Below are 12,055 nucleotides of genomic sequence, written 5' to 3'. Positions count from 1 at the left end.
TTTATTTCTCCTTTAGATTTATTCAAAAAAAAATTATTAACCGATAATTGCGAAAATATCACTCTCACGCATGATGAGATATTCTTCGCCGTCAATTGTTACTTCTGTTCCGCTGTATTTTCCATACAGAACCTTATCACCAACTTTTACTTCCATCTTAACCTGTTTTCCATCATCGGCAACTTTACCAGAACCGGCAGCAACTACGGTTCCTTCAACCGGTTTTTCTTTAGCAGTATCTGGAAGGATGATTCCGCCCTTGGTTTTTTCTTCAGCTTCATTTGGTTTTACAATAACCCTGTCAGCTAATGGATTTAACTTTAGTTTACCCATTTTTTACTCCTTTTTATTGTTTTAATTTGAAATGTTAGCACTCTTAAAAAGCGAGTGCTAATTTAATATTGTCAGTGGAAGATGTCAAGTCCCTGGGATTGTCTCATATCTTTAACGTCTTATTTTGCTTATATTTACAGATGTTAAGGCAATGTATGATGCCTCTACGTAAAAAGTTCAAAAAAATGAAAAATGAATTAAAAAAACTCTGGCTGATCATAAAACAACTGGATAGGAAGGTTGTGATAGTCTTTCTTTCTGTCGCAATTCTTCAAACAGTATCATGGTATTTCACATCCAGAAAATTTTTCAGAGCAAACCTGTTCAGTGATTACCAGTTTCATCAACATGTTTATTTGATTGAATACCTTTACTGGTTCATTGGCGACTTCTTTACTTTTTTTGTACTCCCTTTAATCATCATCAAACTTTTTCTGAAAGAGAAAATAAAAGATTACGGATTCATTCCGGGTGATTATAAGATTGGACTAAAGATTACATTTTTATTTTTAGTAATAATGCTTCCGTTAGTCTGGATTGCTTCATCTCTCCCGGAATTCAGTAAAACATATCCTCATTTGCCATCAGCAAAATCTAGCTGGGAAATTTTCCTCATCTTCGAAGCAGGAATGCTGATGTATATGTTTTCGTGGGAGTTTATCTGGCGAGGATTCATGCTTTTCGGACTTGAGCCGAAATTTGGATACTACTCCGTTTTGATTCAGATGATACCATTCCTGATTTTGCACAATGGCAAACCTGCACCGGAAACATTCGGCTCAATCATCGCGGGAATTGCATTAGGGATACTCGCATTACGAACAAGATCATTTCTGTATTGTGTTATAGTTCATATGAGTGTAATTTTTAGTATCGATTTATTTTCATCATTAAGATTCAGAGCTGATGATTATGGAATCGGGATAAGTTCATTCATTAATATTCTTTCAAAAATTTTCTGAGGATAAAATGAGATTCGCATTGAACGTTGATCACATAGCAACATTAAGGAATGCAAGAGGAGAAATGCAGCCTGATCCTGTTACTGCCGCACTTATAGCAGAGCAGGCGGGTGTTGATGGAATTGTTGTTCATCTCAGGGAAGACAGAAGACATATTAATGAAAGAGATTTAAGATTGCTGCGTGAACTCATCACAACAAAACTTGATCTTGAAATGGCAGCAACTGAAGAGATTATAAAAATTGCATGTGATGTTGGACCTGAACTCGCCACAATAGTTCCGGAAAAAAGATTAGAACTAACTACTGAAGGCGGAATAAATGTTCTTGATAACATTCAGCTTCTTTCTGATACAATAAAACAACTTCATAAGCATGAAATAGAAATATCACTTTTTATTGAACCTGAAATAAACCAGATAGACGCAGCAGCAGAGATTGAAAGTGATTATATAGAAATTCACACCGGAGTTTTTGCAAATGCATTATCAGAAGAAGAACAATTTGATGAACTTGAAAAAATCAGGGTTGCTTCAAAGCATGCAAAAAAGCTCGGGCTTGGTGTAAATGCCGGGCATGGACTTAATTATTCCAACATCAAAATTTTTCGCGAACTTACTGATATAGATGAAGTAAGTATTGGTCAGGCTGTTGTAGCCCGCGCAGTTTTTGTTGGAATGAATGAGGCGGTTAAAGAAATGATTGCTTTAATCAGGGCTTGACTTTACTGAACTTTCCGCTCATGTTATTAGCGGAATTTATATAATACACGGGTAATAAATAGGGAGAGAAGTATGCGGTTTAAAAGAATACTCATCGTCGTCCTTCCGGTAATTTTCTTTTCATTCACATTTAGCTCACAACTTGATTTCACAAACACAAAGAGTGTATATAGTATAAAAAAGCCGCAGAAAACGGATTATGACGGATTATGGGAGAAGGTAGATTCTCTTGAACAGTCAGGGTTATCGCGCTCAGCCCTGGAAATAGTTGAAAAGATTTATAAACGATCAAAAAAAGAAAATGTACATCCACAATTTATCAAATCAGTTTTGTACAAGCTTAAATTTGCAAATTACACTGAAGAAAACAGCCAGGTTAAAATTGTTAATGATGTAAAGAAAGAGATCAGCGATTCTGAATTTCCATCTAAAGCTATTCTCAAATCAATTCTTGCTGATATGTACTGGCAATATTACAGGAACAATCGCTATAAATATCAACAACGAACCGAAACAGTAAACTTTGATAATGAAGATTTCTTAACCTGGGATCTTAATCGGATTGTTAAAGAAATTACCAGGCTTTACCTGGAAGCAATCAGTGAAAAAGAAAAGCTTCAAAAAATTCCTGTACTTACTTTTGAAGATATTCTGGACTACAGCGATACTCAGTATTCAAATCTTCGTCCGACCCTGTATGATGTGCTTGCACACGAAGCACTTATATTTTTTAATAATGAAGAATCTTCTTTAACACAACCTGTTTATAAATTCATACTTAATAGCCCGGATGATTTTTCCGATGCGGAAGAATTCATCAAAATAAATTATAGTACACAGGACTCGCTATCACTTAAGTATTATGCCATAAAATTATACCAGGACCTAATTCAATTTCATCTTGCCACTGGCAATAGGGAAGCACTATTAGATATTGATGTAGCAAGATTAAATTTTGTTTTACGAAATAGTGTATACACAAGTAAAAGAACCTATTACTTTGCTTCACTGCAGAATATGTCATTACGATTTGCGGGAATTCCTCATTCATCGATAATCTGGTACAACATAGCAAAGTACTATAAAGAAGAAGGTGCAAAATATGATGCATCTGCATCTGACCAGCATAAATGGGACACCAAACGCGCGTTGGAAATTTGCGACAGTATCATCTCAACATTCCCCGATTCTTATGGCACTACACAATGTGACTATCTTAAAAGAGAAATATTTCAGAAGTCAATAGAATTCCAGGTTGAAAATGCAAACATTGAAGGACAGCCATTCAGAGCATTGATAACCTACAAGAATGTTCACAAACTTTTTTTCAGAGTAATCAAATTGGATGAAGCAGAAGAGTTAACAAGTATTTCTTATGAATATTATCGTGAAATAGAAAATTATCTTAATTATCAAAGAGTGAAAGAATGGACTCAGGTTCTGCCCAACCCGGGCGACTATCAAAAACATCGAGCAGAGGTAATCATTCCGGCTTTACCAGCAGGAAGATACATGATATTGGCTGCGACTGACAACAATTTTGTAGTTGAAAAGAATGCAATCGCCTATGCACGGACCTGGGTTACAAACATCGGGTTTCTTAAACGTGAATTACTCGATGGCAAGCTAAGCATTTTTACTTTTGATAGAAAAAGAGGGCTCCCAATAGGCGGAGTTAAAATTAAAGTCTATTCACAATACTATGATGATTCTTTAAGGAAGTATAGATACTTGTTACTTGACAGTCTATTAACTAACGATAATGGCGAAACAGAATTCGACTTAAGTAAAAAATCATCAGGACCATTTAAATTGTTTTTTCTAAAAGACAACGACCGGTTTGCCTCCGATGATCTTTATGACAGTTACTATCGTTTTAAAGATCAGTATGTTAAAACGTATACTCAGTCTATGTTCTTTACAGATAGATCAATATATCGTCCCGGACAGACAGTATATTTTAAAGGGTTGATGTATCAAACGAATGGTGATAAAGAACAGGGAGTTTTAGAGAATCATTCATCAGTAGTAAGTTTTTATGACGCAAACATGCAGAAGATCACTGATACCACATTAACTACAAATGAGTTCGGAACATTTAACGGTAAGTTTGTTATTCCATTTGGTAAGATTGGTGGGTTTTACACTTTAATGGTTGATGAAAAATATGCGGCAAGATTCAGAGTTGAAGAATACAAAAGACCAAAGTTCGAAGTAAAATTTGAACCGGTCAAAGGAAGTTATTCGTTAAATGATAAAGTAAAAGTAACAGGTGTCGCACAAACATTTTCCGGGGCAAATCTTAATGATGTTGAAGTCAAATACAGGGTTGTAAGAAATACTTCATTTCCATATTACAGTTGGAGGTGGAGAAACTATTATATCTGGTGCAGAAGTAACAGACCCGCTACTGAAATTATTAATGGCATTACAAAAACAGATGCTGAAGGTCGTTATACAATAGAGTTTGAAACTGTACCTGACTTAGCAATTCTTCGAGAAACCAATCCGGAATTCAGTTTTTCCATTACTGCTGATGTAGTGGATGTAACCGGAGAAACACATTCAGCACAAACAAATGTAATTGCCGGATATATATCATTGATGGCTGATGTGGAGCTGCCGGAAATAATAAATCAGGAAAGTAACTCAGAATGCGGAGTATCAACAAAAAATCTGAATGGTACATTTGAACCCGCAACGGTGAAGGTGGAAGTTTATAAATTAAAAACTCCCGAAAGAATTTTCAGAAAAAGATTGTGGGAGAAACCGGATACTTATATTTATTCAAAGGATGAATATTATAGTACATTCGATAATGATTCTTATAGTGATGAAGCTGAATTTTATAACTGGGAAAAAGAATTAATAGTTTTTGAAAGTAGTTTTCTGACCAAAGAAAATTCGAAGATTAATTTTGATAACATTGAAAACTGGAAGCCCGGAAAATATGAACTGATTCTGTCTGCAAATGATAAGAACGGAACACCGATTAAGTTAAACAAATACTTTACACTATTTAATCCGGACTCCGAAAAAATTCCATTAAGAGAAGCATCCTGGTTTTATTTTGATAACAGACAATATGAACCAGGTGAAACTGCTGCTTTTTATTTTGGTTCTGCACTTAATAATGTTAATGTTTACTATGAGCTTGAACAAAATGGAATCATCCTTGAGAGTGACAAAATACTCTTAAATGATGAACAGAAAGAAATTGAAATTAAAATTGAAGAAGAACACCGTGGAAATATTGCAGTTCAATTCTGGTTTACAGCAGATAACGAATTCCATCAATTCTCAAATACTGTTTTTGTGCCATGGACAAATAAAAATTTGAACATCTCATTTGAAACATTCAGGAATAAAATGATTCCCGGTAAACCTGAAGAGTGGAAATTAAAAATCAGTGATGCAGATGGAGATGAGGTCTCTGCTGAAGTTTTAGCATCAATGTATGATATGTCCCTGGATAAATTCACTTCTCACAACTGGGGCTCACACTATTTCAGGACTTATTATTCGATTCTTGAATGGCGAAGCAATAATTCATTTACCAAAATAAACTCATTTCTCTATCAAAAGAATTTTAATGAACCATTTACGTTAAACCTGGTAATTCCATATCCGACACTTAATCGCTTTGGCTTTTCTTTTGACGGATTCGACTACAAAAACAGGTACTTATATGTTGACATCCCGAAGAAGAAAAAGAAAAAAGGAAAAGTATCTTTAATAAAGGTTGATGACAGTGGTTATCTTAAATCATCTGAAGATCTTGATGAAATTTATGTCAGAGGGGCGAGAGGAGAGATTAACAAAAATGTCACCAACGCAAGTTCAATAATTGTTGCTGATGAAATTGAAAACCTTCCCGTTAGAGGAGTAAGTTCAGTTGTTTCCTCGCAGACAGGTATCATACCACCACCTCCACCGGAAGCAAATTTTGATAATATAAAAGTAAGAACAAATCTGAATGAAACTGCGTTCTTCTATCCTGAATTAAGAACAAATGAAGATGGCGAAGTAATAATATCATTCACATCTCCCGAAGCACTAACCCGATGGAAGTTTATGGCGTTTGCACATACCAAGGATATGCGAAATAAGTTCGTCACCGCAGAAGCTATCACTCAAAAGGATTTAATGGTTCTGCCTCACCCGCCAAGGTTTTTAAGAGAAGGGGATGAAATATTTTTCACAGCCAGAGTAACAAATCTCGCTAAAGGTAATATAACCGGGGCAGCAACTCTTCAATTGTTTGACGCATTTACTATGCAGCCGGTTGACAATGTATTCGGGAATGTTGATAACATAAAATCGTTCAATGTTGATTCAGCAATGAGTAAGGGTTTGGAATGGAAACTAAAAATTCCCGTTGGAAAAACTGATGCAATAGTATATCGTGTGCTCGCAAAGTCGGGGGACTTTTCTGACGGCGAAGAAAATTCCTTACCAATAATACCAAACAGGATGTTAGTTACAGAAACACTGCCTTTACCGGTTAAAGGAAAAGAGACTAAAACATTCGTACTGGAAAAAATGAAGAATAATACTTCATCAACATTACAGAATTATAATTTGTCACTGGAGTTCACTTCAAACCCTGCTTGGTATGCAATTCAGGCACTTCCATATCTTATGGAATACCCGTATGAATGCAATGAACAAACATTCAGCAAGTATTATGCAAACAGTATTGCTTCGCACATTGTTAATACTGATCCTAAGATTAAAGAAGTTTTTAAATCGTGGGAGACGATTGATAAAGATGCTTTACTTTCTAACCTTGAGAAGAACCAGGAGCTAAAAAATATTCTACTTGAAGAAACACCCTGGGTGCTTCATGCGCAAAATGAATCTGAACGGAAAAAAAGAATTGCATTACTGTTTGATCTTAATAAAATGTCTGCAGAAAAAACCAAAGCTGAGCAGATTTTAAAACTAAATCAGTATTCAAACGGAGGCTGGTCCTGGTTTAAGGGGTGTCCGGATAGCTGGTATATCACCCAATATATTGTTTCAGGAATGGGACATCTGGATAAGCTTGGAATTAAAAATTTCCGCCAGAATCCATCCACGTGGGAGATGGTAAGAAAAGCAGTTTATTATACTGATGCAAGAATGCATGAGTACTATATGAATCTTAAAAAGTACAAGTTCATGTTGAGTGCGGATAATTTAACCCAGATAATTATTCAGTACTTATATGGAAGAAGTTATTTTATTGATCTTCCTGTTATGGATCAGCATAAGGATGCATTTGAGTACTGGAAATCACAGGCAGTCAAATACTGGCTGCCAAATAACAAGTATATGCAGGGAATGATCGCGCTTGCTTTATACAGGTTTAATGAAGTACAAACTTCAAAGGATATTATTAAATCTATTTTAGAGAACGCAGTGTACAATGATGAAATGGGGATGTACTTCAAACAGGAATACGGATGGTACTGGTACGAATCACCAATTGAATCGCAGGCACTGTTGATTGAAGCTTTCAATGAAATTACGAACGATCAAAACTCAGTCGATCAGATGAAAACCTGGCTGTTGAAACAAAAACAGGTACAGGATTGGAAGACAACCAAAGCAACTGCCGAAGCTTGTTATGCACTTTTGTTGAGAGGATCAGACTGGCTTGCAGAAACTAAATTACCGGATATAATAATTGGCGGAGAAAAATTATTGCTTGAGAATAATCCTGACATTCACATTGAAGATGGGACAGGATATTTCAAAACTTCGTGGAAAGGTGATGAGATAAAACCTGAGATGTCAAATGTAACCGTGACGAATAATAACGATGTAGTTGCCTGGGGCTCATTATACTGGCAATATTTTGAGCAGCTTGATAAGATAACGCAGGCAGATACAAAACTTAAAGTAAATAAAAAACTATTTCTTGAACTTGATTCAGAAGCCGGAAAGAAAATTACTCCTGTTGATGAGTCAACTAAATTAAAACCCGGTGATAAAATAATTGTAAGAATTGAAATACGTGTTGACAGGGATATGGAATATGTTCATCTAAAAGATATGCGCGCATCAGGGTTTGAACCTATTAATGTTTTATCGACACATAAATACCAGGATGGACTTTGGCATTATGAAAACACAAGAGATTTTGCCACAAACTTCTTTATTGAACGAATGCCAAAAGGTACTTATGTATTTGAGTATCCGTTAAGAGTAAATCATAAAGGAGATTTCTCAAATGGGATTACCACTCTTCAATGTATGTATGCACCTGAGTTTTCAAGTCACTCAGAAGGTATACGGGTAATTGTTGAGTAAATATTAGTCAGATACTTTCTCATCTTTTAGTTTTCTTTTAAGCTCAAAGACTCTGACTATTACAAATGCGATAAGTGCAAAAATAAAGAATACCAGCAGCATCCAGGCAATTCCCTGCATGGTTTCTATGATTGTGCGGTAGACTTCCAGTATCCATCTTTCTGAAGTCAAAGCGCGGACAGATGTTCCGTCTTCCGGTGTTATATATACTTCAAGCTGCCATATCCTTACCCCGCTTGAAATGCCTGTTACATACATAGCAAAGCGAAGATACTTTGACCACGCGATGCTTATTGTATCAGCGATTATCCGCTCAAGGATTTTATTGATCGGTGAAGTGAAAATTTTGACGAGGAGGAAGGAAACAAGTAAGGCTATACCAAATGTTACAAGCAGCAATGTGATAAACATAAATTTCTCTTATTAGTTATTCTAAAATTATATTAAATACATACCATTTGGAATAAGCATCGTAAGAAAAATTTATATCACAACAGCATCAGGTTCAAAATTTATTTCTGGAAAATGACCGGAGGCTTGCTGAGTTTTTCCCGAAGAAGTATCAGCGTTAAACTTCACTATCGAACTTTTTTTCTTAATCAGTATCATTGTAATGTCGTCATGCTGATCGGATTCATTCCATTTTTTAATTCTGTATTTAAATTCTTTCATAAAATCATCAACGTGTTTATAGCTTGATGATTCCATCATTCGATATATTCTTTCATACCCAAACATTTCACGCTTCGAATTGAAATGTTCAGGCAAACCGTCAGTCATAAGTAAAATTGTATCATTTGGTGCTAATCTTATTTCGTGTTTCAGCACCCGTATCTCGCCAACACTGCCAAGCGGCAGACCTTTCATTGGAATTTTTTTTATGCGTTTTGTTTCAGAACAATAGTGTAGCAATGGTGGAAGACCGACTGCTGAAAGATGGAGAGCGCCATCTTTTATTTTCCCGACTGCTAGTGACATATAAAGTTTAGGTAAATTTATCTGCCTTAAAAAATGATTTGCTTTCCTTAAAAACTCTGCAGGATCCATGCACATCGAGTAGTTAGAGAATAATGATTTAATTGCTGTTACCATTGCACCTGCCTGCGCACCGTGCCCGGTTGCATCACCGATTGCAAAAGTAAGTACGCCGTCATCACTTAAATGAAAATCATAATAATCTCCGCCTATCTCAGAAGCAGTACTCATCATTACCGCAATATCAAGTTCCGGATGCTGTGGTATTGTTTGAGGAAGCATAGATAATTGTAATCGTCTGGCAGATTCAAGTTCATTAGTTTTTCTTAGGTACTCCTTTTCCAGTTCTTTTGATTTTTCTTCAAGCAGGCTGGACTTTAAAAATACTGTTCTCATATAATACTCAATGCCATAACTTGCAAACATTCCAAGCAGGTTAGCAGATAACACATAAAATGAACTTGTGAAAACTTCGGCTGCTGGCAGAGAAATAAAATTAAATAGTATTATTTCATAGCTGATTGCGATAACCCATGTTGCAATTGAGGCAAATATAAATCTCATTCGCAGAAGACTGTGCGCGTACATCACTGAAAGAATAATTCCCACATAAAGAGAATGCCCGCCATAAATTGAGAATAGCATCACATTTAATCCGCCGCCAAGCATCAGTACCAGCAGAACAGGCTGATAATTTTTAATAAAAAATTTTGTAAAGCTGATAAGCGTCGCGGCAGTAAAATAAATTATACCGCAAATTTGTATGATACGGAACTCTGTTTCAGAAGAAGTAATAAAGTTATCGCGCAGATATCCGAATACAACATAAAGAACAATTGCAAGCAGCATACTTAGTCGAAAAAGTTTTAGTGATTTGCATGACTGGTAATTCGCAAAAGTCTTATTCATCTCTGTCGAATCGAATGATAATGTAAATGGATTCATCTTAATTGATTCGATAGATCTGATTGAATCTGATACAGGATTAATTATTCTTTTCATTTTCAGGTTATGACTTAACTGAATTGAATATTCTGATAATAGCATCAGCGCTCTGCTCAATATCCTTTTGGGTTGTAGCCCATGATGAAATACTTATTCTCATTGCAGACTTTCCATTCCAGTTAGTGCCGCTGCAATAACAGGTGCCGTCACTTTGAATTAATTTCATTACCTTACTTGTAATTTCATCACTTCCAAAAGATACAAGTACCTGGTTCAATACAACATCATTAAGTATTTTAATTCCATTCGAAAGCAAGATATCACTGAATAATTTTGCGAAGTCGCATGTTCTGGTAATAAGATTATCAATCCCGCTAATACCAAGAGTTTTTAGTGCTGCCCATATCTCTACTCCGCGGGCTTTACGTGAAAGTTCAGGAGTGAATTGATAAGGGATTCTTCCACCCGTTTGATCTAAATAATCTCCTGAAACTGACATCGCTGCTCTCAGATCATCTGAACGCTTGCAGAAAACGAGTCCTGAATCATAAGGCACGTTAAGCCATTTGTGTGCATCTGTTGCCCATGAATCAGCAAGTTCATACCCGTTGGTTAAATGAGAATAAGACTTTGATGCACCCGCCCATAAACCAAAAGCTCCGTCAACGTGTATCCACGCTCCTTTAGATTTTGCAACAGGGATTATCTTGTCTGCAGGATCGAATGAACCTGTATTGACGTTACCGGCTTGCAGGCAAACAATTGTATTTGCATCAACATCAGGAAATTTTTCTGCTATGATTTTTCCCTGGTCATCAACGGGAACTTTAATTACTCTTCCTCTTCCAAGTCCAAGCAGACTTATTGCTTTCATCAGACTGCCGTGTGCGTCCTGGCTGACTACAACTTTTATCTGCGGGGCACCATTCAATCCGAATTCCTGTACATCCCATCCATGTTTCTTTAGTACATAATGACGGGCTGCGGCAAGTCCGCAGAAGTTTGCCATTGTCACTCCGGTCGTAAAACCAACGGCTGATTCACTTGCAACAGGTAAAATCCTTACCAACCATTTTGCAGCAATATCTTCCAGTCTGGCACTAACCGGTGATGTTACATTAAGACCTGCATTTTGATCCCATGCACCGGCAAGCCAGTTTGCGGCTAATGCTGCCGGTTGACTTCCACCTATTACAAATCCGTAATATCTTCTTCCGGCATTTGCAGTTGTTGCCGGCGATCCGAGTTTGTGAAGCATCTCTATTGTTTGTGCAGGATCTATCGGGTCTTCCTGTAAAGGCTCATTGAACTTTTCAAGATTGTTTAAAGCTTCCTGGTCAGGATAAACATTTCTTTCATTGAGTCCAGTCAAATATTCCAAACTGAATTCTTTTGTTAAACCGAGCAGGCTTGCAAGCTGATCATCTCTTTCATCTTCTGAATCAGGATATGGATTATTATTCATTGTATTTGTCTCCGTATCGATAAAGGGATCATAATTATTTAATGCGAACATGACTTCTCCTAAGTTATAATAATTTTTTGTTAAAGAATATTGTGTGCTATCAGTAAAGGAATCAGTATATAAAGTATCGTATCCCTGATTGTGTAGTACGAAACGATTACTGCAAAAACTTTCCAGCCCCGCTGTTTTAAAAGAGATTTAAATCCCTCACGTTTTGCAATTAGTATGCTGTCAATTATATAGTACTTGTAAAATCTTATGATAAAATTTCTGGAAGATAATTTTTCAAGTGCCGCTTCTATCTGGTTCATTAATACCTCATTAAACCGAGTGAAGCTGCAAATCACTTACAGCCTC

The 12,055-nt window shown here is 36.3% G+C and carries 8 protein-coding genes; 3 read left to right on the top strand and 5 right to left on the bottom strand.

The window, feature by feature from the left end; translation table 11 throughout:
* Positions 1-36 precede the first annotated feature (36 nt).
* Complete coding sequence (groES, locus tag IPM56_11325; protein QQS34850.1) at positions 37-333, bottom strand: co-chaperone GroES; 297 nt, start codon at positions 331-333, stop codon at positions 37-39.
* A 185-nt stretch (positions 334-518) separates the two neighbouring features.
* Here groES and IPM56_11320 point away from each other — a divergent pair, with 185 nt between their 5' ends.
* The 3 genes from IPM56_11320 (at position 519) to IPM56_11310 (ending at position 8,313) form a co-directional block, all read left to right on the top strand.
* On the top strand, positions 519-1,295 hold the full coding sequence (locus IPM56_11320) for a CPBP family intramembrane metalloprotease (GenBank protein QQS34849.1): 777 nt from the start codon (positions 519-521) through the stop codon (positions 1,293-1,295).
* 7 nt (positions 1,296-1,302) lie between these two features.
* Positions 1,303-2,016, top strand: a complete 714-nt coding sequence (locus IPM56_11315; protein ID QQS34848.1) for a pyridoxine 5'-phosphate synthase — start codon at positions 1,303-1,305, stop codon at positions 2,014-2,016.
* A 72-nt stretch (positions 2,017-2,088) separates the two neighbouring features.
* Positions 2,089-8,313, top strand: a complete 6,225-nt coding sequence (locus IPM56_11310) for a hypothetical protein (GenBank protein QQS34847.1) — start codon at positions 2,089-2,091, stop codon at positions 8,311-8,313.
* A 3-nt stretch (positions 8,314-8,316) separates the two neighbouring features.
* Here IPM56_11310 and IPM56_11305 read toward each other — a convergent pair whose 3' ends face one another.
* The 4 genes from IPM56_11305 to IPM56_11290 all read right to left on the bottom strand — a co-directional run bounded on the left by IPM56_11305 (position 8,317) and on the right by IPM56_11290 (position 12,009).
* Complete coding sequence (locus IPM56_11305) at positions 8,317-8,724, bottom strand: hypothetical protein (protein ID QQS34846.1); 408 nt, start codon at positions 8,722-8,724, stop codon at positions 8,317-8,319.
* Positions 8,725-8,796: 72 nt separating this feature from the next.
* Entirely contained in the window at positions 8,797-10,335 is a 1,539-nt protein-coding gene (locus IPM56_11300; protein QQS34845.1) for a SpoIIE family protein phosphatase, read from the bottom strand.
* Positions 10,298-11,698 (bottom strand): aspartate aminotransferase family protein, encoded by a 1,401-nt coding sequence (locus IPM56_11295; protein QQS38289.1) that lies wholly within the window; start codon positions 11,696-11,698, stop codon positions 10,298-10,300. Before IPM56_11295 ends, IPM56_11300 begins: the two co-directional genes overlap by 38 nt.
* A gap of 80 nt (positions 11,699-11,778) precedes the next feature.
* A complete protein-coding gene (locus IPM56_11290) occupies positions 11,779-12,009 on the bottom strand; it encodes a hypothetical protein (GenBank protein ID QQS34844.1) in 231 nt (76 codons plus the stop codon).
* Positions 12,010-12,055 lie beyond the last annotated feature (46 nt).

The sequence above is a fragment of the Ignavibacteriales bacterium genome (assembly GCA_016700155.1).
Taxonomy (GTDB): domain Bacteria; phylum Bacteroidota; class Ignavibacteria; order Ignavibacteriales; family Ignavibacteriaceae.
Note: the sequence above shows the minus strand (reverse complement) of the source record. Positions and strands in the feature narration are given on the sequence as shown.